This window comes from Myxococcota bacterium (assembly GCA_041389495.1).
In the GTDB taxonomy this organism is placed as follows: Bacteria; Myxococcota_A; UBA9160; order UBA9160; family UBA4427; genus JAWKRT01.
This window is the reverse complement of the sequence record JAWKRT010000001.1, coordinates 1,797,353-1,820,953: the sequence shown is the minus strand read 5'-3', so window position 1 is coordinate 1,820,953 and position 23,601 is coordinate 1,797,353. Positions and strand designations below refer to the sequence as shown.

Here is a 23,601-nt window from a genome sequence, read left to right as displayed (position 1 = left end):
CGATCGCGAACCGCCGTGGAGGCGCCCGTGGAGTTCGACTGGTCGCCCGAGGACGAGGCCTTCCGCGGCGCGCTGCGCGCCTTCCTCGCCGAGCGCCTCCCCGAGAGCTGGGAAGAGATCTCGAAGGGCGGGCCGGGCAGCGAGGCCCAGCTCGACTTCTCGCGCGCGTTCTGCGCCGATCTGGCCGCACGCGGCTGGCTCACGCCGCACTGGCCCGCGGCCTGGGGCGGGAGCGAGGCGTCGGCGTGGCGCCACTGGGTACTGTCGGAGGAGCTGTGGGCCGCGGGCGAGCCCCGCGGCTCCCAGTACATGAACGTCAACTGGATCGGCCCCGCGATCATGCAGTTCGGGACCGAGGAGCAGAAGCGCCTCCACCTGCCCGCGATCGCCGCGGGCCGCGCGCTCTGGTGCCAGGGCTTCTCCGAGCCGAATGCGGGCAGCGACCTCGCGGCGCTCCGCACGCGCGCCGACCGCGAGGGCCCGGGCGGCGACGACGACGTCTACGTCGTGAACGGCCAGAAGATCTGGACCTCGTACTGCAACCGCGCGGACTCCTGCTTCCTGCTCGTCCGCACCCTCGCCGGCTCGCGGCGCCACCGCGGCATCTCGGTGCTGCTCGTCCCGATGGACCTTCCCGGGATCGAGGTGCGGGAGATCCCGTCGATCGTCGGCGAGCGCTACTTCCACGAGGTGTTCTTCCGCGACGTGCGCGTGCCGGTCGCGTGCCGGCTCGGGCCCGAGCACGAGGGCTGGGACGTCGTCGCGCACGCGCTCGCCTACGAGCGCGTCGGCGCCGCGCGCTACGCGCGCGCGGCGCGCACGCTCGACGCGCTCGTCGCGCGGGCCGCCGACGACGGCGCCTTCGACGGCGACGACGCGGAGCGCGCGCTCGCGCGGCTCGAGCCGCTGGCCGAGGCGATCGCCGAGTGCGAGGCGGCACGGCTGCTCGCGTGGCGCGTGATCGACGGGCGCGCGAAGGGCGAGCCGCCGTCGGTCGCGACGAACCTCGCGCGCGTCGCGGGGACGAACGCCGACAAGCGCGCGGGCGAGCTCGCGGTCGAGTTCGAGGCGCTGCGCGCGCGCGCGCCGGGCGACGCGCTCGCCTACGGGAGCTTCGCCGACGCGAACTTCCGGCTCTCGATGACGGCCGGCGTCGCGGTCGGCGCGACGGAGGTGCAGCTCGACCAGATCGCGCGCCGTCACCTCGGGCTGCCGCGCGAGCCCGCCCCGCGCCCCGCGAAGGACGGCGGCTGATGGACTTCGCGCTCGACGACGAGCAGCGCGCGGTGCTCGCGGGGCTCGACGCGCTGCTCGACCGCGTCGCGCCGGGGACGGCCGAACGCGCGCAGGCCGTCGCCGACGCGGACGGGCTCGACGCCGCGCTCGCCGCGGCGCTCGACGAGGCCGGCTTCTGCGACGTCGCGCTCGATGCCGGCGACGGCGACGCGACGCGCGGTCGCGGGCCGCTCGCGGCCGCATGCGCGACCGAGGCGATCGCACACCGCGCGGGCGCGGTGCCGTTCGCGGCGCGCGCGCTCGTCGCGCCAGCCCTGCTCGGCGCGCGCGCGAGCGAGCTCGGCGGCGCGCGGGTCGCGCTCGCGCTCCTCGAGGACGGCGGCGCGCGGACGGCACCCGCGCGGTACGCCGCGCACGCGACGCACGCTCTCGTCGCGTGCGGCGAGCCGGCGGCGAGCGGTGGCGACGAGGCGCGACTCGTCGCGCTTGTCGCGCGCGGCGCGCGACGGGCCCCCCTGCGCTCGACCTACCCGGTCGCGCTCGCCGCGCTCGCGTTCGACCCGGCGCTCGCGTTCGACCCGGCGCTCGCGTTCGACCCGGCGCCCGCGAACGACGAGGCCCCGGCGAGCGGCGCCCCGCGCGCGAGCGGCGAGCGCCTCGGGGCCGGGAGCGGCGCGCGGCTGCGCGCCTGGTGGCGCGTCGCGCTCGCCGCGGAGGTCGCGGGCCTCGCGCGCGGCGCCCTCGATGCGACCGTCGCCTACCTCTCGCGCCGCGAGCAGTTCGGGCGGCCGATCGGCTCGTTCCAGGCCGTGCAGCACCGGCTCGCCGACGCCGCGGTGCGCGTCGAGGGCACGCGCTGGCTCGCGTTCGAAGCGGCCTGGCGGGGCGCGCCCGACGCGCTCGCGGCCGCCGCGGCCGGCCACGCGGCGCGCACCGCCGAGCTCGTCTTCCGCGAGACGCACCAGCTCTCGGGTGCGATCGGCTTCACGCGCGAGCACGCGCTCCACACCTTCACGCTGCCGCTCGCCGTGCTGCGGCTCGAGCTCGGGGGCGCCGGCGCGCACCACCGCGCGCTCGCGCGCGCGCGCTGGGCGAGCGCGCTCGCCGGACGACCGCCCGACGCTCCGTCCGGGGCGCGGGTCAGTCGAGGTCGAGCGGCCGGCCGTTGAAGTGGATGACCTCGACGCGGTCGCTGCCGTCGAGCGCGGGCAGCTCGACCTTCCAGAAGACCTCGTCGACGTAGCGGCCCGGCGCGGTGGCGAAGCGACTGCGGAAGGGGTCCGCGAGCTCGCCCGCGACGAGGTCGCGCTCGTCGCCGAAGCAGTGCACGTCGCCGATCGCGGAGAGCGCGAAGCGGTAGGAGAGCTCCCACCACACCTGCTCCGTGTGCGGCCACAGGAAGGCGGGCACGCGCAGCAGCTCGTCGAGCAGGAGGCGCCCGAGGCCCGTCTGCGCGAGCGCATCGTCGAGGCGCATGAAGGTCGGGTCGGCCTCGACGAGCGCGCGCGCCCGCGCGGCGCCCGCGCCCGTGTAGAACACGGCCCGGTCGCGGAACGGCGCGAGCTCGACGCGCATCGCCGCCTCGCGCAGCGGCGACCACGTCTTGCGCGCCTGCTCCTCGCGAATGGCGCGCGTGTCGAGGCGCTCGTTCACGACCCGGCCCCCGCCCGCTCCGCACGAACCGGCGGCATCGCGGCCTCAGCCCGCGCGCGACACCGGCGGGTGCGGCGCGACGCCGTCCGTCGTCGGACGCGCGAACTCCCAGAAGGCGCGCAGCGAGAGGAGCTTGCCCTCCTCGTTCACGCGGTAGACGAAGACGCCCTCGGCCTCGAAGCGCTGCCCGTTCGGGAACTCGTTGATCACCTTCCCGATGAAGGCGCACTCGTCGCCGGCCGCGTAGGACTTCGGGTAGTCGAAGCTCACGCGGCCCTTCGAGATCACGTTGTCCCAGAAGGCGGCGATCCCCTGCTTGCCGATCTGACCCTTGCCGGTCGGGTCGAGCGGCGACACGCCGACGGGATCCTGCACGACCGCGCCCTCGTCGGCGAACAGCGCGAGCCACTCCTCGCGCTGGCCGTTCGCCACGTACTTCTGCGACAGGAAGCCCGCCCGTCGCGCCGGATGCTCGTCCGCCATCGTCGCCTCCCACCCGCTCGATCGCCGCGGTGTTCGCCGCCGCACTCGTCGGCCGTCGTCGCACGGCGGCCGCCGTGCGCCGGCGCCGCATCCTACACGAAGCCGTCCCGCGCAGTAGCCTCCGGCGCGACGTGGACACGATCACGCAGGCGATGCTCGGCGCGGCGATCGGACAGGCGGGCTTCGCGCGGTCGCTCGGCCCGCGCGCGCGCGCGTGGGGCGCCGTCGCCGGGCTCGTTCCCGACCTCGACGTGCTCGCCGTCGCGACGCACGGGCCGTTCGGCGAGATGCTCTACCACCGCGGCGTCACGCACTCGCTCTGGTTCGGGCTCGCGCTCGGCCCCGTGCTCGCGCTCGTCGCGCAGCACGTCGCGGCCTGGCGCGGCCGGACCGACCCGGGGCCCTTCGGCGCGTGGACGGCGCTGTTCGCGCTCGCGCTCGTCACGCACCCGCTCCTCGACTGGTTCACGCCGTACGGCACGCAGCTGCTCGCGCCGTTCTCGCGCGAGCGGTTCGCGCTCGACGCGGTGGGCATCGTCGACCCGTTCTACTCCGTGCCCCTCGCGCTCGCGCTCGCCGCGGGCTCGCTGCGCGCGCTCGCCCCGCGCCGGCGCGCGCGCATCGCGGCGGCCGCGCTCGCCGCCTCGACCGCCTATCTCTTCTACGGCTGGTCGCTGAACGAGCGCCTCGAGGCGCGCGTCGCGCGCACGCTCCGCGCACAGGCGCCGGCGGGCGAGGCCGTCGTCGTGCGCGCCTACCCGACGCTGCTGCAGCCGTGGCTGCGGCGGGTCGTCGCGCGCACGGGCGACGTCGTGCGCGTCGGCTGGACGAGCGCGCTCGCGCCGGACGCGATCCGCTGGCAGGCCTTCCGCCCCGAGCGCGACGCGCGCATCGACGCACTCGCACGCACGCCCGAGGGCCGGCTCTTCACGTGGTTCGCGATGGACGACACCGCGGCGCGCGTGCGCGCGAGCGACGACGGCTTCGTCGTCGAGATCGACGACCTGCGGTACGGCGTGCCGGGCGATCCGCGCTTCGGCATGTGGGGCGTGCGCGGCTACTTCGACCGCGACGGCGCGCTGCGCGGCGCGGTCGAGCGCTTCTCGCGCCCGCGCGCGGCCGACGCGCTCGACCCGGCGGCGCTGCTGCGCGCGGCGCTCGGCGACCTGGCCGCCCTCGGCCGGCTCGTCGGCGAAGAGCTCCCGACGCGGCGCTAGAGGACCTCGCGCGCGGCGTCGTGGACGGCGTCGACGACGCGCGCGACGTCGCCGTCGGACATCGCCGGGAAGAGCGGGATCGACACGGCCCGACGCGCGAAGTCCTCGGCGCGCGGCAGCTCGCCCTCGCGGTGGCCGCGCGCGCGGAAGAGCGACAGCAGGTGGACGGGCGCGTAGTGGACCTGCACGCCGAGCCCGCGCGCGCGCAGCGCGTCGAAGAACGCGCGCCGCCGCGCGGCCTCGCGCACGCGCACGACGTACAGGTGCCAGCCGGGCTCGGCACCCGGCTCGACGACGGGAAGCTCGAGCGCGGTGACGTCGGCGAGGTCGCGCGCATAACGTGCCGCGATCGCGCGGCGGCGCGCGACGAAGGCGTCGAGCCGCCGCAGCTGGCTCGCGCCGAGCGCGCACGCGACGTCGGGCAGGCGGAAGTTGAAGGCGGGCTCGGCGACGTCGTACGCCCAGGCGTCGTCCGTCGCACCGCCGCCCGCGCGCTCGCCGCGCCGCATCCCGTGGCTGCGGAAGTGCCGCATCGCGAGGGCCGCCGCACCGTCGCGCGTCGCGACCGCGCCGCCCTCGCCCGTCGTGATCGGCTTGACCGGATGGAACGACAGCGTGGTCGCGTCGCCCATCTCGCCGACGCGCCTCCCGCCGCGCGCCGCGCCGAGCGAGTGCGAGCCGTCGATCACGACCCGCAGGCCGTCGCGCTCGGCGGCGAGCGACTCGAAGGCGCGCGCGTCCGCGGGATGGCCGGCGTAGTCGACGGGCGCCAGGATGCGCGCGCGCGCGCCGAGCGCGTCGAGCGCCGCGCGCGCGGCGCCGGGGTCGAGGAGCCCGGTGCGCGCGTCGACGTCGGCGAACGCGACGTCCATGCCGAGGTGCAACGCGGCGCTCGCGGTGGCGACGAAGGTGAGCGGCGACGTCACGAGCGCCGCCCCGGGCGCACCGCCGAACGCCGCGTAGGCGGCGTGGAGCGCCGCCGTGCCCGAGCTCACGGCGACGACGTGCGGCGCCCGCGTGGCGGCGCCGAGCGCGCCCTCGAAGTGGTCGACCGCGGGGCCCGTCGTGAGCCACTCGCCCCGCAGCACGGCCGCGACGGCCTCGACGTCGGCGTCGTCGATCCACTGTCGCGAGTACGGGAGCGGCGGCTCCGCGTGCGCGGACGGGGGGCCCGCGTGCGCGCGCGAACGCGTGGATGCGTCGGACATCGCTCCCCCCTGCGGCGACCGCCCGCGAGCGCGCGGAGGGTAGTCGGTTCGCGCGCACGCGAAAGACGGCGTGCCGCGGCGCCCACGGGTAGACTGCCGCGCGATCCGAGCCCGGAGGCATGCGCGCATGACGTCGCGAGACATCGAGCAGGAGGTGATCGACACCGCGCGCGAGCTCCTGCGCCGCGGCCTCGTCGAGGGAACGAGCGGCAACCTGTCGGCGCGACTCCCGGACGGGAACGTCGTGCTGACGCCCTCGTCGCTCCCGTACGAGACGATGACCGTCGACGACCTCGTCGTGGTCGACCTCGCCGGCCAGGTCGTGCGCGGGGCGCGCGCACCGACCTCGGAGAAGGCGCTCCACCTCGGGTGCCTGCGGCGCTACCCCGAGCTCGGCGGCGTCATCCACTCGCACGCGAAGTACTCGACGATGTTCGCGGTGACGCACCAGCCGATCCCGTGCGTGATCGAGGAGGTCGACGTGTTCGTCGGCGGCGACGTGCCGGTGGCGAAGTACGAGCTCACCGGCAGCGACGAGCTCGGCGAGGAGGTGGCGCACCACGTCGCGCGCCGCGGTGCGGTGCTGATGGCGAACCACGGCCTCGTCTCGGTGGGCCGGACGATCGGCGAGGCGATGAAGGTCGCTTCGCTCGTCGAGCGCACCGCCGAGATCGTCTGGGGCGCACGCGTGCTCGGCGAGCTCGTGCCGCTCCCCGCGTCGACGATCGAGCGCTTCTCGCCGATCTACATGGCGCTGCGCACGCGCGGCCAGCCCGCGGCCGGCGGCGCGAAGGCCTGACGCCTAGCGAACGGCGGGCGTGCGCGCGCCGCGGCGCCGCAGCGCGGCGGCGCCCATCGACGCGAGCGAGAGTGCGAGCAGCGCGACGCCCGCCGCGGGTGCGGCCGGCACGTTCACGATGCTCCACACCCAGCCGTCGGTGTTTCCCGAGTCGACCGACCCGTTGCCGAACAGGATCGGCTCCCCGACCGCGTGGTCGTCCTTCACGTCGAGGTCGGCCGTCGACTGCGAGGCCCCCGGAAGCAGCGCGAGGTTCGCGGCGACGCCGTCGACCGTGCTGCGGACGAGGAGCTTGCCGGTCGGCGCACCCGACATGTCGAGCGACTGGGTCACCGTCTGCGTCGAGCCCGCCTCGAACGCCCACGTCTTGCCCGCGGCCGTCGAGAGCGAGAGCGACGCGAACGTGCTCGAGCCGAAGATCGCGGCACTCGTGATGCCGCAGCCGTCGGTGAGCTGCACGCTGCCGTTCTCGGCCGCGAACTCGCCCTGCTGACTGAAGCTTCCCGCGAGGTCGATCGCGGAGGTGCCGCCGTACACGGAAGCGCCCGGCTGCACCACGAAGTTGCCGACGCCCGTGAGGATGCCGGCGTCGCCGAGCAGCTTGCCCGTGACCTCGACGTCTCCGCAGGCGAGGTCCACCTGCCCCGCGCCGAGGAAGACCGCAGCCTCGCTCCCGATGAAGAGCCCCGGCGTCGCGGGGCCGCTCGCGCTCGCCGCCGGTCGCGCCGCGAGCGCGCAGAGCGCGATTCCCGCCGCCGCCATCGCACGCGCCACTCCGCATCGCATCACCGACCCTCCTCGACGCCCGCACCGAGCCGCGCCTCGAGCGCGGCGATCCGCGCCTCGAGCCGCGCCACCTTCGCGCGCTCGGCCGCGAGCTCCTCGCGCTGGCGGGCGAGCTCGCGCTCCTGCCGCTGCGACTCGCCGACGAGCATCGGCGCGAGCAGCTGGTAGCGGACCGCCTGCGGAGCCCCGTCGGCGTCGAGCACGACCAGCTCCGGCGCCGCGTCCGCCACCTCCTCCGCGATCAGCCCGTACTCCGTCGTCGCCTCCGCGCCGCCCAGCAGCTCGTCCCGGTAGCGGAACGACACTGGGCGCAGCGACTGGATCACCTCGCTGCGCGCGCCCAGACTCTCGATGTCCCGCTTGTAGCGCGACGACGACACGACGGTCCCGAGCTTGCCGTCCGAGGCGACCACCACCGGCACGCCGCTCGGCGCGATCTGCCCGAGACGCCGGCGATGTAGCTCGACGTATGGAGGCCGGTCGTGCCGACGCGGATCGTGTTCGACTCGCTGCTCTGCGGGAGCGCGGGCCCCGGGCTCGCGAGGTAGACGTTGTCGCTCCCATTGACGTTGTAATTCCCGGCCTGGAGACCGATCGCGATGTTGGAGTCGCCGGCCGTGAGCAGGTCGAGCGCATCGGTCCCGATCGCCACGTTGTAGTGGCCCGTCGTGTGCGCGAACAGGGCGCCCACACCCAGAGCGACGTTCCCCCAGCCCACCTGACCGAATCGCATCGCCTGATGGCCGACCGCGACGTTGTAGCGGCCCGTCGTGTTGCGCTCGAGCGCATGGGTGCCGACCGCCGTGTTCCAGAACCCGATCGTGTTGTCCCGGAGCGCACCGCTGCCGAACGCGGAGTTCTCGTCGCCGGTCGTCGTCAGGCCGAGCGCCTCGTGGCCGAAGGCCGCGTTGTCGTCGGTCGTCGTGCTCGCGTCGAGCGCGCGCGCGCCGAACGCGGTGTTGCGGCTGCCCGTCGTGTTGACGCCGAGCGCGTTGTACCCGACCGCCGCGTTCCCCGTGCCCGTCGTGTTCAGCACCAGCGCGAACGCGCCGAGCGCCGCGTTCTCCGACCCCGTGTTGAACCCCAGCGCGAGCGTCCCGAACGCCGCGTTGTCCTGCCCCGCCGACACCGCCTGCAGCGCCGACGACCCGAACGCCGTGTTCCGGCTCCCGTTCCCCACCGCCGCCAGCGCCGACGCGCCGAACGCCACGTTGTTGTTCCCCGCGACGAGCGGGTTGCCCGCCGCGTTGCCGACGAACAGGTTGCCCGTCCCGGGCGTGTGCAGGAACAGCGCGCCGTCGCGCAGCCAGCGCCCGGTCGACTCCTCGATGCGTACCCGCGCGACCGTGCCGCTCGCGTCCTCGACCACGAACGCGCCGCCGCCCTCCGGACGCACCGTCACGTCGGCGCGCGCCGCGAGCGGCGCGGCGAGCGCAGACGCGAGCGCGAGCACGCCGATGCGGGACACGGTGTACCTAGCGTCCATTCCCATTCTCCTCGCTTCCGTCGCACTGCTCCCGGAGCCGCGCTTCGAGCTCCTCGATCCTCCGCTCGAGCGCAGCGATCGCGCGCTCCTGGCGCTGTGCGTCGCCGACGAGGAGCGGAGCGAGGAGCTGGTACCGGACGGCCTCGGGCTCGCCGAGTGCGTTGCGCACGACGAGCTCGGGCGCGACGTCGGCGACCTCCTCCGCGACGAGCCCGTATTCGAGGCGCGCGGGCTCGCCGCGGAGCACCTCGTCGCGATAGCGGAACGACACGGGGCGGAGCGCCTGGACGAGCCGCGCGTCCGCGCCGAGCGAGGCGATGTCGCGCTTGTAGCGGGCCGACGAGAGGCTCGAGCCGAGGTGTCCGTCGGGCGTCACGGCGACGGGGAGCCCGTTGCCGAGCACCGTGTTTGCGATGCCGGCGACGTAGGTCGCGCCCTGCCCGCTGCCGATGCGGATCGTGTTCGTCTCGAAGCCGCTCGGGCCGCTCGAGCCGATGTAGACGTTGTCGCTCCCGCTCGTGAGGAGCGCGCCCGCCCCCGCACCGATCGCGATGTTCCGGCTCCCGCTCGCGATCTGGTCGAGCGCGTTCGCGCCGACCGCGACGTTCGAGCCGCCCGACGTGTTCGCGCGCAGGCTCTCCGCGCCGACCGCGACGTTCAGGTGGCCCGTCGTCGTGTGCTCGAGGGCGTAGGCCCCGACGGCGGTGTCGTGGAGGCCGACGGTGGCCGCGCGGAGTGCGAACGCGCCGAAGGCGGAGTTGTTCAGCGCCGTGCTCGCGCCGAGCGCCTCGTAGCCGAAGGCCGCGTTGCCGGAGCCGGCGGCGTTGGCATCGAGCGCGCGCGCGCCGAACGCCGCGTTCGCGCTCCCGGTGGAGTTGACGCCGAGCGCGTTCCAGCCGAACGCGGCGTTGCCGCCGCCCGAGACGTTGCCGGTGAGCGCGAACGCGCCGAAGGCCGAGTTCTCGGACGCCTCGTTGTTCGCGAGGGCGAGCGTGCCGAACGCGGCGTTCTGGCTCCCGCTCGCGTTGGCGGCCAGCGCCGATGCTCCGAACGCCGCGTTGCCTCCGCCCAGGACGAGGCCCGAGAGCGCGTTCGGTCCGAACGCCGCGTTCGAGCTGCCCTGGATGGCGACGTTGCCGGCGTTCGCACCGACGAACAGGTTCGCGGTGCCGGTCGTGTGCAGGAACAGCGTCCCGTCCCGCAGCCATCGGCCGGTCGCCTCGTCGACGCGCAGCCGCTCGATCGTCCCGCTCGCGTCCTCGACGACGAACGCGCCCGAGGCCTCCGGCCTCACCGCGACGTCGGCGCGCGCGACGAGCACGGCGGCGATCCCGACTCCGACGCCCGCCATCCCGGATCCGGCTCGCCATCGCCTCGGGAGTCCGGCCCGCATGCCCCGTCCCTCTCCCCGCTCTCCCGTTCCGACCTCGGCCCCGACGCGCGACCGACGCGCCCCCGACGCGCGACCTCGCGCGATGCGACCGGATGCCCGGATCGAGGTTAGGGGGCCGCGATGACGGGAGCGTGACTCGCGCGTGAACTGCGTATCGCCGTGCACGCCGCTCGCATAGGATGCGAGGCGCGGAGAGATGGGTGATGGAGTCGCGCCGGAACGACCTCGCGGTGACGGTGCTCGGCGGCACCGCGTTGACGCCTTCGGATGCGGCCTGGCCCCGACCGCTCCCCGCGAAGCTCGCCGCCCTCCTCGCGGTGCTGGCGCTCGACGGGCCGACCTCGCGGTCGCGCCTAGCAACGCTCCTGTGGCCGGACGCGCCCGAGGCGACCGGGCGCAACAACCTCGCGCAGTCGCTCCGCCGCCTGCGGCTGCTCGCCGACGGCCAGGTCGTCGTGCGCGGGCGCGACCTGCTCCAGCTCGGCGCGAACGTGCGCGTCGATGCGCGCGACGTGCTGGCCGCCCACGCGGCCGGTCGCCTCGACGAGTGCGCGGCGCAGCGCGGCGCACTGCTCGGCGACGTCGCGCTGCGCGACTGCGACGACTTCGCGGACTGGCTCGCGGCCTCCCGGTACCGCCTCGACCGCCTGCGCGCCGCCGCGTGCGTCGGCCTCTCCGAACGCGCCGAGGCCGCGGGCGACGCGCGCGAGGCGCTCGATTGGGCCGAGCGCGCGGTCGAGCTCGAGCCGTGCGGCGAACGCGCCTGGCGACGCCTGATCCGCCTCCACCACGAACGCGGCGACCGCGCCGCGGCGCTCGCGGCCTTCGCCCGCTGCGAGCGCGTCTTCGAGCGCGAGCTCGGTGCGGCGCCGTCGCCGCGCACGCGCCGCCTCGTCGAGCGGGTCCGCGGACGCAGTGCGGCCTTCGCGCCCGCGACCCACGGCGCGACGCGCGGCGGCCCGCCACCCCGCCTGCTCCTGCCGCTCCCGTTCACGGGACGCTCCGAGATCTGGGCCGAGATGGAGGCCGCGTGGTCGCGCGGCGCCGCGATCTTCCTCGTCGGACCTCCGGGCATCGGGAAGTCCCGGCTGCTGCGCGAGTTCCTCGCGGCGAAGGGCGCGCCCTTCGTCTTCGAGGGGCGCCCCGGCGACGCGCACGTCCCGTACGCGACACACGCGCGGACCTATCGTCAGATGCTCGAGGCCTTCCCGTCGCTCGAGCTCCCCGCGTGGGTGGCGGGCGAGCTCGCGCGCCTGCTCCCCGGACGGCGCGCCGACGGCGCACCGTCGCGCGAGCTCGATGCGCTGCGCTTCGTGCAGGCGCAGACGGAGGCGACCCGGCTCGCGGTCGCCGCCGGCATGCGCTGCGTCGGCGTCGACGACCTGCAGTTCGTCGACCGCGAGAGCCTGCGCGCCGGCTACCACGTGTACTCGCCCCACTGGGGCCGCACCGACGGGATGCGCACCATCCTCTGCTACCGCGAAGGCGAGCTCGCCGACGAGGCGACGGCCCTGCTCGACGGCGTGCTCGCCACCGGCAACGCGGTGCGACTCGCGCTCGGGCCGATCGCCGCCCCGCCGCTCGTCGCGATGCTCGAGGGCCTCGGCCTCGGTCTCGAGGCGCGTGCCGAGGAGCTCGTCGAGCGCAGCGGCGGCAACCCGCTGTTCCTGCTCGAGCTGGTCCGCCACCTCTTCGAACGCGCGCACGACGACGGCCGCCCCGAGGACGTGCCGCCGCGCATCCGCCAGCTCGTCTCGGCGCGCATCGCGCGCGTCTCCGACGAGGCGCGCGACCTGCTCCGCATCGCCGCGCTCGCGGGCGATCGCTTCGGCGCGGCGGTCGCCGCGCGCGTGCTCGAGATCCCGCTCGTCCGGCTCTCGGAGCCGTGGGCCGAGCTCGAGAGCGCGCAGCTGCTGCGCGGCGAGCGCATCGTCCACGACCTCGTGCTGGAGGTCGCCCGCGATGCCGTTCCGCCCCCGCTGCTCGACGACCTGAAGCGGCGCATCGCCGCGTCGCTCGAGGAGCTCGACGCCTAACGTCGGACCTGTGGAGCGCGGAGCGGGAGGACGAAGCTCGCGCGCGTCCCGCGCGCGCCGGCGCGGGCCGGCGCGATCTGCAACGCGCTGCCGTGGCGCTCGAGCACGCGGGCGAGGTCCGCGGCGGCTCCGGCGGCCTCGTGGCTCGCGCCGGGCGACGCCGGGAACGGATCGAAGAGCTCGTCGATCGCCGCGCCGTCGAGCCGCGGACCGTCGTCGGCGACGGCGATCTCGACGCCGTCGTCGACCGCGCGCGCCTCGAGGGCGACCCGCCCCGTCGCTCCGGCCGCCTCGACGGCGCGCGCGACGAGCCGCTCGACGACGGCCTCGATGCGGGCGCCGTCGCAGTCTGCGAACGGGAGGTCGGCGGGCGCGCGCGCGTCGATCCGCGGGCCCGCCCCGGGTGCGCAGCGCGCGGCGCGCGCGACGCGTTCGAGCATCGCCCCCAGGTCCTCGCGCGCGCGCACGGCGTCGCTCGGGCCCACGAGATCGGCGACGGCGTCCGCCGCGAGTCGCGCGCGGGAGACGCGCGCCGCGACGCCGTCGAGGAGGTCGTCGAGGGCGGCGCCCGGTGCGGGCGCGCCCTCGGCGCGCAGCTGCTCGAGTGCGTCGGCGCCGAGCGCGAGGTCGCGCCGCAGGCGCGCGACCGGCCCGGCGAGCGCCTCGGCCTCCGCGCGCGCTGCGGGCGCGGCGGGGCCGGCCGTGCCCTCGATGCGCGCGTCGAGCTTCGCGAGCGCGTCGCTCCGCTCGGCGATGCGACGCTCGAGCTCTCGGAGCGTCGCATCGGGCGCATCGTCGGGGGCCACCGCGTGCATGCGCGACGCCGCGGCGCCCGCGAGTGCCGCGGCGAGCGCGGTGCCCGCGGCCGCGAGCGCGACGAGCGCGCCCGCGCCGAGTCCGATCGCGAGCGCGGTCGCGCCCGCGGCTGCGGCGATCGCGACCCCCGCGGTGCGGACGCGCGCGCCTGCGCGCGCGTCTCGCCACTCGACGCGGAACACGCAGCGCGCGTCGCCGCGCGCGCGGCACGCGACCTCGACGGCGTGCGCCGGCGCGCCCCCGAACCCCTGCGGCAGCCCCTCGAGCACGCCGGCGCGGAGCGCGCAGGCGAGCGCGTCGGCCGGACCGTCGGCGACGTAGGCGACGGTCGCCGCGCCGCTCGCGCGACGCGTCGCGAGCTCGACGACCTCCCAGCGCGCGGCCTCGTCCTCGCGCGGCGCGACGCGATCGCACTGGCGATAGGCGCGCTCGCAGGTCGCGATGCCGTTCGCGCGCAGCGCGGCGACGACGGCCGGGTCGCGCGCGGCCCGCCGGCCGACGCGGCGCGCCGCGGCCTCGTCGAGCCGCGCGGCGGAGAGCGCGGCGACGAGTGCCTCGGCCCCCGGCGCGCGCTCGCCGCGCCGCAGTGCCGCCTCGTCGCCGAGCGCGCGCGCCGCGCGCGTGCGCTCGGCGATCGCGACGTCGGCGGTCAGCGCGTCGAGGAGCGCGGCGGCGAGCGGTGCGGAGAAGGAGCGCGGCGAGCGGTCCGGCATGCGGCCCCCTATCGGCCGGCACCGGCCGCGGCCGAACCGTCGCGGGGAACGCGCGCGGGCGCGGGCGCTACGGCTCGTGCCGCTTGCTCCACTTGAGGCGCTTCAGGTTGATCAGCAGCGCCTTGCGCCCCCGGCCTTCCGGGCAGGCGATCGGCCGCACGCCGTGCCACGAGGTCGGCGACCGCACGAAGCCCGCGAGCCGGTTCGGCACGAAGGCCGTCTCGCGGACGAGCTTCATCTCCTCGAAGCCGACGCGCGCGGTCGGGCTCCAGGTGCGGGCGCGCTCGGGGTCGACCGGCACGTAGAACTCGGTGGCGCCGCCCCACTCGGGACGCCAGTCGGGGTCGGCGAAGTAGAGCAGCAGGCTCACGAGCTTGCGCGGCGCGTCGAGGTGCGGGTCGACGGTCTTGCCGGGCGGCAGCACGGAGATCTGGAACGTCGTCCGCATCGGCTCCGAGAGCCAGTAGCGCAGCGGGTTGTCCGAGGGCGCGCGGTGCGTGTCGTTGCGCCAGCGCCGGCGCGCCGCGGCGCCGCGCGCGTCGACGAGCCCGCGCGCGAGCGTGCGCTGCACGTCGTCGGAGAAGGCCTCGGAGGACAGGATGTCGACTACCTCGCCCCACACCGGGTGCGTGTCGCAGAAACGCGCGAACGCGTCGCCCGCCTCGGACGAGCGGAAGCCGAACTTGCCCTCGGTGTTCGCGGAGTAGTCGACGCTCGCCTCGTGCGGCCACGTCGCGTAGAGCTCGTCGTACACGTCGCGCGGGAGGTAGTCGTCCGCGCAGAACGTGCACATCGGCTCGTAGTCGACGTGGAGGTTCGCGCGGGAGAGGAGGAGTGCGTCGGAGTCGATGCGCGGCATCGGCGGCGAACCGTACCACCGGCCCCGCGGCGCGCCATCGCGCCGCGCGTGCGAAGGCCGCGCGCGACGCGGCGAGCCGGGCGGCGCGAAGCCGCGTGCTAGCGTCGCGCGCCGGAGGTGTGGCGCATGACCTCGCGCGCCGAGCGCATCGACGCCGTCGGCTACGACTACGCGGCGCGCAAGGCCGAGCCGGTGTCGCGCTGCAACCTGTGCGGGAGCGACCGGCTCGCGCGCGTCACCGAGCGCGACCGCTACGGCTACCCCGCCAGCGCCTCCGTCTGCGAGGACTGCTCCCTCGTCTTCCTCGACCCGCGCATGGACGCGGACGGCTACGCCGAGTTCTACGCGAAGTGGTACCGACCGATCGTGAGCGCCTACCACGGGCGCGAGATCAGCGCGGCCACGCTCCCCGACGATCAGCGACGTTATGCGGCCTCGCTCCGCGACTGGCTCGGCGAGGCGCTCGCCGGCCGCGCGGTGCGGAGCCTGCTCGACGTCGGCGGATCGACCGGCATCGTGGCGGCCGCGCTGCGCGACCGCTTCGGCGCCGAGGCCACGGTGCTCGACCCGTCGCCGGAGGAGCTCGAGGTCGCCGCCGCGCTCGGGCTGCGCACGGCCGCGGGCTTCGTCGAGGACTACGCGCCGCCCGCCGGCGCGCGCTTCGACCTCGTCGCGCTGTGCCAGACCGCCGACCACCTGCTCGACGTGGCGTCGGCGCTCGCCAAGATCCGCGAGCTCGTCGCCGACGACGGACTCTTCTTCGTCGACATCGTCGACGCCCTCGCGGTCGCGGACGCGAAGGGCGGGCTCGTCGAGGCGATCAAGGTCGACCACCCGTACTACTTCAGCGACGCGACGATCCGCGCGGCCCTCGCGCGGGCGGGCTTTCGGGTCGTCGCGACGCGGCCGGCCGCCGACCAGCACCTCGACTACCTGTGCGCACCGCAGGCGGCGGAGCCCGGCGCCCTCCCGGACGCCGACGTCGTGGCGCGCGACGTCGCGCGCATCCGCGCGCTGGCGGCGCGACGGGCGGGCGGCGCCTAACGAGGGTCGAGCCGGACGGGAACCGACTCGGACCCGTCGCGGAGCGCGGAGATGATCCGGTCGGCGAGGCCGTAGCGCTCGCGCATGAGCGCGTGGATGCGCTCGCGCTCCGCGGCCACCGGGACGGCCGTGTACAGGGCGGTCGTGCCGCCGCGCACCAGCTCGACGTCGGGCCGTTCGCGAATCCGCTCGAGCCAGCTCGAGGTCGGCATGCCGGCCCGCAGCCACAGCGAGTGCGCGTCGTCCTCGACGATCCAGAGCGACGTCTCGTGGGCGGCGCCGCGCGCGTCGAAGGTGCGCAGCACGACGACCTCCTCGGCGAGCTCGCTCGCGCCGACCATCAAGGCCACGTACGCGAGCACGAGGGCGCCCGCGATGCCTGCGACCCACCGGACCATCACTCCCCTCCCCTTTCGCGTTGCGCGCGTTGCGCGCGCTCCCCGCGCTCCCCGTGCTCCCCGCGCTCCCCGCGCCCCGGTTCGCCGTGCGCGTCGTCGAGCGCGAGCGTCGCGAGCGAGGCCTCGAGCCAGGGGCGCCACTCGCGCTCCGCGGCGACCGGGCACTGTACGACGATCATCAGGACGCGCCCATCGCCGAGCTCGACCAGACGCACGTCGCGCACGAGCGCCTCGGCCGCGAGCTCGAGCACGAGCCGCACGCCGGGCCGCCCGCCGAGCGTCACGGGCGCGCGCCGGCGCAGCCAGGCGTCGCCGACGAGCGCGCCGCCCGCGCGCGCGAGCAGCTCCTCGACGCGCGCGTACGGCCAGACCGCGAGCTCGATCGACGCATCGTAGTCCCAGACGGGGCCGTTCGCGGCGAACGCGCCGCGCGCGGTGTCCGCGACGACCCAGCCCTCCGGAAAGCGCAGCGCGAAGCCGCGCCGCGCATCGACGCGCGGCGCCGCCGCGAGCGCGGGCGCGCCGGCCGGGGGGAGCGGCGGCAGTCGGGGCGGCGGGCCGCCCGGCGTCGCGAAGCCGTAGTGCGCCCCGTTCGGCAGCCGGTAGAGCGAGACGAACGAGTCGACGTCCGCCTGCGAGAGCGTCTCGACCGCGCTGCGCTCGCGATAGGCGGCGAACATCATGTCGCCCTCGTCGGGGCTGTGGCCGAGCATGCCGAGCGCGTGCCCGAGCTCGTGGAGCGCGATGCGCTCGACCTGCCCCGGCGTGAGCAGCCCGAACTCGTCCGCGAGATAGATCTCGAGCTCCCGCACCGCGAAGCGCACGCGCTGGCGCTGGGCATCCGGATCCCAGCCCTGGGGCACGCATGCGGCGTGCAGCGCGTCGGTCGCGCCGAGCACGAGCACGTCGGGCCGCGGGGCGGGCGCGCGCGCGGCGACGAGCCGGACGCGCAGGTCGGCGTCCGCCGCGCGATCGACGCGCTCGAAGCGCACGAGCCCCTCGAGCTCCCGCTCCCAGATGGCGAGCGCGCCGGCCACCGCGCCCGCGAAGCGCTCGGGTGCGACCGGGCGCAGCTCGTCCTGCAGCGCGTCGGGGAGCGGCGGTGCGTCGACGTAGACGGCGAGCGGCATGCGCGCCTCGTCCCACCGACAGAAGAGCAGGAGGTCGCCCTCCGGCCCGTCGCCCGGAAGCCGGTGCACCATGAACGGGAGGTAGTTCGGCTCGAGCACGTCGGGGTGCGCCGCGCGGAAGGCGAGATAGTCGCGGCGGTCGGGCGGCGGAGGGCGATCGGTCGCGCGCGCGACCGGCGGCGGCGAGAGCAGCGAATCGAAGCTCGACGCGCAGGCGAGCCCGCCGCCGGCGAGCGCGAGTGCGACGGCGGAGAGCCGCGCGGCGGCGCGCATCGACCGGGCGTCGCGCACCGCCCGGGCGCTCGCGCGCAGCAACGCGCGGACCCCGGCGCGACGCGCCGCCGCCCTCACCCTCGGTCGCGGCCGCGGCGCAGCGCGCGCTGCGCGTCGCGGTCGTCCATGCGCCGCTTGATCGACTCGCGCTTGTCGTAGGTGTGCTTGCCGCGCGCGAGCGCGAGCTCGACCTTCGCACGCCCATCCTTGAAGTAGAGCGAGACGGGCACGAGCGTGAGGCCCTTCTCCGCCACCTGTCCCTCGAGCCGCCGGATCTGCGCCTTGTGGAGCAGCAGCTTGCGATCGCGCAGCGGGTCGGCGTTCTCGCGCGTCGCCGGCTCGTACGGGCTGATGTGGAGCTTGTGGAGGAAGCACTCGCCGCGGCGGATGGTGGCGAACGCGTCGCCGAGGTTCGCGCGCCCCGCGCGCAGCGACTTCACCTCCGGGCCGAGCAGCGCGATGCCGCACTCGAACGTGTCGAGGAGCTCGTACTCGAAGCGCGCGCGGCGGTTCGTCGCGACGACGCCCGCGGCGCCGAGCGCATCGGACGCGCCGCGCTTGCGCGCCTTGCCGGTCTTCGCGGGCGGGGTCGGCTTCGCGGGAGGAGACACGGCGCGGAGACTAGCGGAGCGCCCGCGGCGGCCGCGCCGTCGCGCGACGCGCCCGCTCGCGCGCTACTCGCGAATGGCGTTGCGGGCGTCGACGAAGACGCGCTTCGCCTCGAACCCGTCCGCCTCGGCGTCCGCGACCTGCGTCCAGCTCGCGATGATGACGACGTCGAGCGGCTTCATCAGGTGGGCGGCCGCGCCGTTCACGCACACCTCGCCCGAGCCGCGCTCGCCCTCGATCACGTAGGTCGTCAGGCGGTTGCCGTTCGTGCAGTTCCAGATGTCCACCTGCTCGTACGGGCGGAGATCGGCGGCGTCCATGAGGTCGCGGTCGATCGTCACCGAGCCCTCGTACTCGATGTTCGCCTCGGTGACGGTGGCGCGGTGGATCTTCGACTTGAGCATGGTGCGGATCACGGCGTTCTCCTCGTGGCGACGCGCTTCGCGAGTCAGGAACGGGCCAGGACGGCCGCGGCGCCGGCTTCCGGCGGGCGCAGCACGCGGTTGTCGATCAGGCGGACGCGCGGGGCGCCCTCGGTCTCGGGCTCGAAGAAGACGGCGAGCGCGAGCAGCGCCGGGCCGTCGAGCCGCTCGGGCGCGAGCGCGAGCGTCTCGGGACAGCGCAGCTCGGCGTAGTCGACGCTCGCGCCGCGCGCGCGCGCGAGCTCGCCGCGCGCGACGTCGAGCACGCGGTCGCGCGCGCGCTCGCCGAGCGCGACCGCGCGCTCGGCCGCGTCGAGCGCGCGCCCGATGGCGAGCGCCTCGCCGCGGGCGCGCGGGCCGAGGTTCGCGTTGCGCGAGCTCATGGCGAGCCCGTCGGCCTCGCGCACGATCGCGCCGCCCTCGATCTCGACGTCGAAGCCGAGGTCGCGCGCCATGCGCCGGATGACCGCGAGCTGCTGGAAGTCCTTCTCGCCGAAGATCGCGACGTGGGGCTTGGCGGCGTTCAGCAGCTTCGCGACGACGGTCGTCACGCCGCGGAAGTGCCCGGGGCGCGCGGCGCCGCAGAGCGGGCGCGCGAGCTCCGTCACCTCGACCCACGTCTGCGCGCCCTCCGGATAGAGCTCGGCCGGCGTCGGCGCGAAGACGACGTCGACGCCGGACTCGCGACACGCCGCCGCGTCCGTCTCGAAGGTCGCGGGATAGGCGGCGTAGTCCTTCGGGTCGTCGAACTGCGTCGGGTTCACGAAGATCGAGACGCAGACGGCGTCGGCGCGCTCGCGCGCCTGCGCGACGAGCGACAGGTGGCCCGCGTGCAGCGCCCCCATCGTCGGCACGAGCGCGATGCGCCGGCCGGCGGCGCGCTCGCCGTCGGCCCACGCCTGCAGCTCCCGGATGCTCCTCACGACGCGCATGGTCCGCACCTCCGCACCTAGCGGTACGAGTGCTCCTCGTCGGGGAACTTGCGATTGCGGACCTCGTCCGCGAACGCGCGCGCCGCCTGCGCCGCGAGCTGGCCGAGGTTCGCGTACTGCTTGACGAAGCTCGGCGTCCAGTCGGACAGGCCGAGCAGGTCGTGCATCACGAGCACCTGGCCGTCGCAGCCGACGCCCGCGCCGATGCCGATCGTCGGGATCGCGAGCGTGCGCGTGATCTCGGCGGCGAGCTCCGACGGAATGCCCTCGAGCACGACCGCGAACGCGCCCGCCTCCTGGACGGCGATCGCGTCCTCGACGACGCGCGAGCGCCCCGCGTCGCCGCGCCCCTGCACGCGCAGGCCGCCCATCGCGTGCACGGACTGCGGCGTCAATCCGACGTGCCCCATCACGGGAATGCCGGCGTCGACGATGCGCCGCGTGGTCGCGAGCATCGGGCTCCCGCCCTCGAGCTTCACGGCGTGCGCGCCGCCCTCCTTCACCATGCGGATGGCGTTGCGGACCGCGTCCTCGGGGCTCACCTGGTAGCTGCCGAAGGGCATGTCGCCGACGACCATCGCGCGCGCCGCGGCGCGCGCGACGAGCCGCGTGTGGTAGATCGCTTCGTCGAGCGTCACCGGCAGCGTCGTGTCCTGGCCCTGCACGACGTTGCCGAGCGAGTCGCCGACGAGCAGCACGTCGATGCCCGCGGCGTCGAAGATGCGGGCGAAGGCGTGGTCGTACGCGGTCAGCATGCTGACCGGGCGGCCACTCCTCTTGGCGGTGCGGAGCGAGCGGACGGTGACGCGGTGCTCGCGCGTCGACGTGGCGGTGACGGTCGACATAGTCGCCTCCAGCCCGCCGCGACCCGACGGCGCGGCCGCTCGCGCGACCGCGTCGGACCACCGGAGGCCGACGACCCGAACGAGAGAGTGCCCGCCGGATGCGCGTCCGGAGGCGCTGCGAAGGGAGAGCTCGGGAGGTCGGCGAAGAGCGCGTGCGCGGGGGAGCGCGTGCGATCCTGCGATCCCGAAGGCCACCCATCGTCCGCCCCCGTATCGGTCCCTGCGTGGCTCGCGAGCGCATCGCGCGCGCGGGCCGGGATCCGACCGTTCATCGGGCTGGAGTAGGCGACTTCCTCGTGGGCCGGGCTTCCGTGGGGGGCCCCGGCTGTCTCGGGCGCCCCCGGTGGCCTCGCGGTGCGATGGCCGGGCGCGCCCTGCGTTTCGATGGACATCGCGACCTGCGATTGCCCTCAAACGGCGCGCAGGGTACCGGCCGGGCGGACGCCGGGTCAAGACGTGCGCGTCTCGAAACCCGACCGGCGCGCGGGCCCGGCCGCAGCGCGCCACTCGGGCCCTACGGACCTTCGAGTGGATCCTGCAGGAGCGCGCGCAAGGCCGGGGGAAGGAAGCGGTCTTCGAGGAAGCCCGACGCGTGGCGGCGGAGCGCCTCCCCGAGCACGGCGATGTGCCGGTCCGGCGGGTCGGCCGCGCTCAGCACGACCCACACCGCGCTCCTCACCCGGCAGACGGCGCTCGTCGGCGGCGCCTCGCCGGCGACCGCCGGGCGGGCGCCGACGCTGCGCACCTCGAGGCCCGCCTCGCGCGCGAGCTCGAGCAGCGCCTCGAGCTGGTCGGCCGTGTCCACGCGCCCGAGGTTAGTCGCGCGGGCCGGGGCGCGCGAAGGCACCGAGCTCGTCGAGCGCGCGCGCGAGCGCGCGCAGCGCGGCCGGCTCGAGGCGCTCGGCGCGCTCGCGCGCGTCGATGCCGACGCGCGCGAGCGCCTCGAGCCCGGCCGCGCCGAAGCCGCCCCCCTCGAGCCCGTTCTTGATCGTCTTGCGCCGGCGCGCGAACAGCGCGCGCACGACGCGCTCGATGCGCGCGAGCTCGTCGCGGTCGGGCTCGCCCTCGCCGCGCAGCGGCGTGATGCGCACGAAGCTCGAGACGACCTTCGGCACCGGAAAGAACGCCTGCGGCGCGACGTCGACGACGCGCTCGACGCGCGCCGCGAGCGCGTGCAGGACGGCGAACGAGCCATAGTCGTCCTCGCCCGCGCCCGCGACGAGGCGGGCGGCGACCTCGCGCTGCACCATCACCGACCAGGACGCGAACGTGTCGCGGAGGTCGAGCATGCGGCGCAGCAGCGGCGTCGCCGCCGAGTACGGAAGGTTCGCGACGAGTCGCGTCCGCGCGGGCGGCGGGGGAACGAGCGCGGCGAGGTCGACGTCGAGCGCGTCCGCGTGCACGAGCTCGACGGCGTCCGGCAGGAGCGCCAGGTCGCGCAGCGCGGCCACCACGCCCGCGTCGATCTCGATCGTGACCACGCGCGCCGCGCGCGCCGCGAGCGCGCGCGTGAGCGTGCCGAGCCCGGTGCCGACCTCGACCACGACGTCGCCCGGCTCGACGCCCGCGTGCGCGACGAGCTGCGCGGCCCGCGCATCGTCGACGAGGTAGTTCTGGCCGAGCTCGCGGCGCAGGCGAAGGCCGCGCTCGGCGAGCAGCGCGCGCGTGCGCGCGAGGTTCACGGCGCGGCGCCGTCCGCGCGGGCCGCCGCGCCCTGCCCGCCTACCGGGCCCGCCGCGCCCTCCGCGCCTACCGGGCCCGCCGCGCCCTCCGCGTCGCGCCAGGGCGCCTGGCCCACCGGAACGCGCGAGAACGCGTTGAGCGCGAGGTCGTCGCGCACGCCGCGCGCGAGCAGGCGCGCGCCCGCGGCCGCGATCATCGCCGCGTTGTCCGTGCACAGACCGAGCGGCGGGAACACGGTGCGGAAGCCGTGCGCGGCGCCGGCGCGCGCCATCTCCTCGCGCAGGTGCGCGTTCGCCGCGACACCGCCGACGACCGCGACCGTGCCGATCTCCTGCGCCGCGCAGGCGCGCGCCGTGCGCGCGACGAGCGGCGCGACGGCCGCGGCCTCGAACGAGGCCGCGACGTCGGCGACGTCGCGCGCGGGCAAGGCGTCGTCGGGCCCGACGCCCGCCGCCGCGCGGCGGCGCTGGAGCTCGAGCGCGACGGCCGTCTTGAGGCCGCTGTACGAGAAGTCGTAGCCGGGCTCGCCCTGCATCGGCCGCGGGAAGGCGACGGCGTCGCGCGCTCCGTCGCGCGCCGCGCGCGACACCGCGGGCCCGCCCGGATACGCGAGCCCGAGCAGCTTCGCGACCTTGTCGAAGGCCTCGCCCACCGCGTCGTCGCGCGTCTGCCCGAGCAGCGCGGGCTCGCCGCGCTCGGGGACGCGGTAGAGCGCCGTGTGCCCGCCCGAGACGACGAGCCCGAGATACGGCGGCGCAAGGCTCGCGTCCGCGAGCTCGGCCGACATCAGGTGGCCCACGAGGTGGTGGACGCCGACGATCGGGATGCGCAGGCGGTACGCGAGCCCCTTCGCGAACGACAGCCCGACGAGCAGCGATCCGACGAGCCCCGGCCCCGCCGTCACGGCCACCCCGTCGACGTCGCCGGCCACAGCGCCCGCTTCCGCGAGCGCGCGCGCGACGACGCCGGACACGGCGAGCACGTGATCGCGGGACGCGAGCTCCGGAACGACGCCGCCGTACGGAGCGTGCACGTCGGTCTGGGCGTGGACGACGCTCGACTCGACGACCCAGTGGCGGCCGTCGTCGACCACCACGGCCGCCGCCATCTCGTCGCACGAGCTCTCGATGCCGAGCACGCGCCAGGCGGAGCGGGCCATCAGCCGTTGCGGCGCTCGAGCTTCTCCTGCTCCGACTTGCAGTCGATGCACAGCTCGGCGACCGGCCGCGCCAGGAGGCGCTTCAGGCCGATCTCCTCGCCGCAGCTCGCGCACTCGCCGTACTCGCCCGCCTCGATGCGGTCGAGCGCCTCGAGGATCTTGCGGAGCAGGCCGCGCTCGCGCTCTCGGACCCGCCCCATGAAGGCCAGGTTGATCTCGGACGACGCGGTGTCGATCTCGTCCGGGAAGTCGTCGGGATCGAGGTGGATGTCGCCGGCCAGCGTGCGCTTGGCGTTGCCGAGCAGCTCGTCCCGCTGCTGGATGAGGATCGCCTTCAGCTTGTCCAGGTCGCGCTTCTTCAACGGTCCGCTCCCGTCGGTTCTTCGTCGTGGTCGTGGTCGTGACCGCCGCGGCGGTGAGA

General features: G+C 75.9%; 25 protein-coding genes. 6 read left to right on the top strand and 19 right to left on the bottom strand.

Annotation, left to right across the window (positions count from 1 at the left end; genetic code table 11):
* The first annotated feature begins 27 nt into the window (after positions 1-27).
* Together R3E88_08100 and R3E88_08095 are read left to right on the top strand one after the other, a co-directional pair.
* Positions 28-1,254 (top strand): acyl-CoA dehydrogenase family protein, encoded by a 1,227-nt coding sequence (locus R3E88_08100; protein MEZ4216423.1) that lies wholly within the window; start codon positions 28-30, stop codon positions 1,252-1,254.
* On the top strand, positions 1,254-2,405 hold the full coding sequence (locus R3E88_08095) for an acyl-CoA dehydrogenase family protein (protein MEZ4216422.1): 1,152 nt from the start codon (positions 1,254-1,256) through the stop codon (positions 2,403-2,405). The genes R3E88_08100 and R3E88_08095 overlap by 1 nt, the downstream gene beginning before the upstream one ends.
* On the opposite strand, the gene R3E88_08090 is transcribed toward R3E88_08095, so the two are convergent.
* On the bottom strand, positions 2,377-2,889 hold the full coding sequence (locus tag R3E88_08090; GenBank protein MEZ4216421.1) for a hypothetical protein: 513 nt from the start codon (positions 2,887-2,889) through the stop codon (positions 2,377-2,379). The genes R3E88_08095 and R3E88_08090 overlap by 29 nt on opposite strands.
* A 45-nt stretch (positions 2,890-2,934) precedes the next feature.
* Positions 2,935-3,372, bottom strand: a complete 438-nt coding sequence (locus R3E88_08085; GenBank protein MEZ4216420.1) for a nuclear transport factor 2 family protein — start codon at positions 3,370-3,372, stop codon at positions 2,935-2,937.
* Between the two features lie 131 nt (positions 3,373-3,503).
* Between R3E88_08085 and R3E88_08080 the strand changes: the two genes are divergently transcribed.
* A complete protein-coding gene (locus R3E88_08080; GenBank protein ID MEZ4216419.1) occupies positions 3,504-4,589 on the top strand; it encodes a metal-dependent hydrolase in 1,086 nt (361 codons plus the stop codon).
* Here R3E88_08080 and R3E88_08075 read toward each other — a convergent pair.
* Positions 4,586-5,797, bottom strand: a complete 1,212-nt coding sequence (locus R3E88_08075; GenBank protein ID MEZ4216418.1) for a DegT/DnrJ/EryC1/StrS family aminotransferase — start codon at positions 5,795-5,797, stop codon at positions 4,586-4,588. The genes R3E88_08080 and R3E88_08075 overlap by 4 nt on opposite strands.
* Before the next feature lie 127 nt (positions 5,798-5,924).
* Here R3E88_08075 and R3E88_08070 point away from each other — a divergent pair, with 127 nt between their 5' ends.
* Positions 5,925-6,596, top strand: coding sequence for a class II aldolase/adducin family protein (locus R3E88_08070; protein ID MEZ4216417.1), 672 nt, complete (start codon positions 5,925-5,927; stop codon positions 6,594-6,596).
* A gap of 3 nt (positions 6,597-6,599) precedes the next feature.
* Here the strand turns inward: R3E88_08070 and R3E88_08065 are convergent, their stop codons facing one another.
* Genes R3E88_08065 through R3E88_08050 form a run of 4 tightly spaced genes read right to left on the bottom strand, consistent with a single transcriptional unit; the run spans position 6,600 to position 10,219 of the window.
* Positions 6,600-7,382 carry a hypothetical protein gene (locus R3E88_08065; protein ID MEZ4216416.1) on the bottom strand — a complete coding sequence of 261 codons (783 nt, stop codon included), beginning with the start codon at positions 7,380-7,382 and terminating at the stop codon, positions 6,600-6,602.
* Complete coding sequence (locus tag R3E88_08060) at positions 7,382-7,762, bottom strand: tail fiber domain-containing protein (GenBank protein MEZ4216415.1); 381 nt, start codon at positions 7,760-7,762, stop codon at positions 7,382-7,384. The genes R3E88_08065 and R3E88_08060 overlap by 1 nt, the downstream gene beginning before the upstream one ends.
* Positions 7,705-8,868: a hypothetical protein gene (locus tag R3E88_08055; protein MEZ4216414.1), complete on the bottom strand. Its 1,164-nt coding sequence runs from the start codon at positions 8,866-8,868 to the stop codon at positions 7,705-7,707. The genes R3E88_08060 and R3E88_08055 overlap by 58 nt, the downstream gene beginning before the upstream one ends.
* Positions 8,858-10,219, bottom strand: a complete 1,362-nt coding sequence (locus R3E88_08050; GenBank protein MEZ4216413.1) for a tail fiber domain-containing protein — start codon at positions 10,217-10,219, stop codon at positions 8,858-8,860. Before R3E88_08050 ends, R3E88_08055 begins: the two co-directional genes overlap by 11 nt.
* A gap of 245 nt (positions 10,220-10,464) precedes the next feature.
* Here R3E88_08050 and R3E88_08045 point away from each other — a divergent pair, with 245 nt between their 5' ends.
* A complete protein-coding gene (locus R3E88_08045) occupies positions 10,465-12,297 on the top strand; it encodes a BTAD domain-containing putative transcriptional regulator (GenBank protein ID MEZ4216412.1) in 1,833 nt (610 codons plus the stop codon).
* Here the strand turns inward: R3E88_08045 and R3E88_08040 are convergent.
* Positions 12,294-13,826, bottom strand: a complete 1,533-nt coding sequence (locus tag R3E88_08040) for a V4R domain-containing protein (GenBank protein MEZ4216411.1) — start codon at positions 13,824-13,826, stop codon at positions 12,294-12,296. The two genes, R3E88_08045 and R3E88_08040, sit on opposite strands and share 4 nt — an antisense overlap.
* A gap of 67 nt (positions 13,827-13,893) precedes the next feature.
* Positions 13,894-14,685 carry a 2OG-Fe(II) oxygenase gene (locus R3E88_08035; protein MEZ4216410.1) on the bottom strand — a complete coding sequence of 264 codons (792 nt, stop codon included), beginning with the start codon at positions 14,683-14,685 and terminating at the stop codon, positions 13,894-13,896.
* Positions 14,686-14,811: 126 nt separating this feature from the next.
* On the opposite strand from R3E88_08035, the gene R3E88_08030 reads away from it, so the two are divergent.
* Positions 14,812-15,729, top strand: a complete 918-nt coding sequence (locus R3E88_08030) for a class I SAM-dependent methyltransferase (GenBank protein MEZ4216409.1) — start codon at positions 14,812-14,814, stop codon at positions 15,727-15,729.
* Here the strand turns inward: R3E88_08030 and R3E88_08025 are convergent.
* The 10 genes from R3E88_08025 to R3E88_07980 form a co-directional block, all read right to left on the bottom strand.
* Positions 15,726-16,127, bottom strand: a complete 402-nt coding sequence (locus tag R3E88_08025) for a hypothetical protein (GenBank protein MEZ4216408.1) — start codon at positions 16,125-16,127, stop codon at positions 15,726-15,728. The two genes, R3E88_08030 and R3E88_08025, sit on opposite strands and share 4 nt — an antisense overlap.
* Entirely contained in the window at positions 16,127-17,548 is a 1,422-nt protein-coding gene (locus tag R3E88_08020; protein MEZ4216407.1) for a matrixin family metalloprotease, read from the bottom strand. Before R3E88_08020 ends, R3E88_08025 begins: the two co-directional genes overlap by 1 nt.
* 56 nt (positions 17,549-17,604) lie before the next feature.
* Positions 17,605-18,141, bottom strand: a complete 537-nt coding sequence (gene smpB, locus R3E88_08015) for an SsrA-binding protein SmpB (GenBank protein MEZ4216406.1) — start codon at positions 18,139-18,141, stop codon at positions 17,605-17,607.
* A gap of 63 nt (positions 18,142-18,204) precedes the next feature.
* Entirely contained in the window at positions 18,205-18,555 is a 351-nt protein-coding gene (locus tag R3E88_08010; GenBank protein MEZ4216405.1) for an aspartate 1-decarboxylase, read from the bottom strand.
* A gap of 32 nt (positions 18,556-18,587) precedes the next feature.
* Positions 18,588-19,493: a pantoate--beta-alanine ligase gene (gene panC, locus R3E88_08005; GenBank protein ID MEZ4216404.1), complete on the bottom strand. Its 906-nt coding sequence runs from the start codon at positions 19,491-19,493 to the stop codon at positions 18,588-18,590.
* A gap of 17 nt (positions 19,494-19,510) precedes the next feature.
* Positions 19,511-20,338 carry a 3-methyl-2-oxobutanoate hydroxymethyltransferase gene (gene panB / locus R3E88_08000; GenBank protein MEZ4216403.1) on the bottom strand — a complete coding sequence of 276 codons (828 nt, stop codon included), beginning with the start codon at positions 20,336-20,338 and terminating at the stop codon, positions 19,511-19,513.
* A 514-nt stretch (positions 20,339-20,852) separates the two neighbouring features.
* Positions 20,853-21,143 carry a hypothetical protein gene (locus R3E88_07995; GenBank protein MEZ4216402.1) on the bottom strand — a complete coding sequence of 97 codons (291 nt, stop codon included), beginning with the start codon at positions 21,141-21,143 and terminating at the stop codon, positions 20,853-20,855.
* A gap of 10 nt (positions 21,144-21,153) precedes the next feature.
* On the bottom strand, positions 21,154-22,020 hold the full coding sequence (gene rsmA, locus R3E88_07990; GenBank protein MEZ4216401.1) for a 16S rRNA (adenine(1518)-N(6)/adenine(1519)-N(6))-dimethyltransferase RsmA: 867 nt from the start codon (positions 22,018-22,020) through the stop codon (positions 21,154-21,156).
* On the bottom strand, positions 22,017-23,180 hold the full coding sequence (tsaD, locus tag R3E88_07985) for a tRNA (adenosine(37)-N6)-threonylcarbamoyltransferase complex transferase subunit TsaD (GenBank protein ID MEZ4216400.1): 1,164 nt from the start codon (positions 23,178-23,180) through the stop codon (positions 22,017-22,019). The genes rsmA and tsaD overlap by 4 nt, the downstream gene beginning before the upstream one ends.
* On the bottom strand, positions 23,180-23,542 hold the full coding sequence (locus R3E88_07980; GenBank protein MEZ4216399.1) for a TraR/DksA C4-type zinc finger protein: 363 nt from the start codon (positions 23,540-23,542) through the stop codon (positions 23,180-23,182). The genes tsaD and R3E88_07980 overlap by 1 nt, the downstream gene beginning before the upstream one ends.
* Between the last annotated feature and the right edge of the window lie 59 nt (positions 23,543-23,601).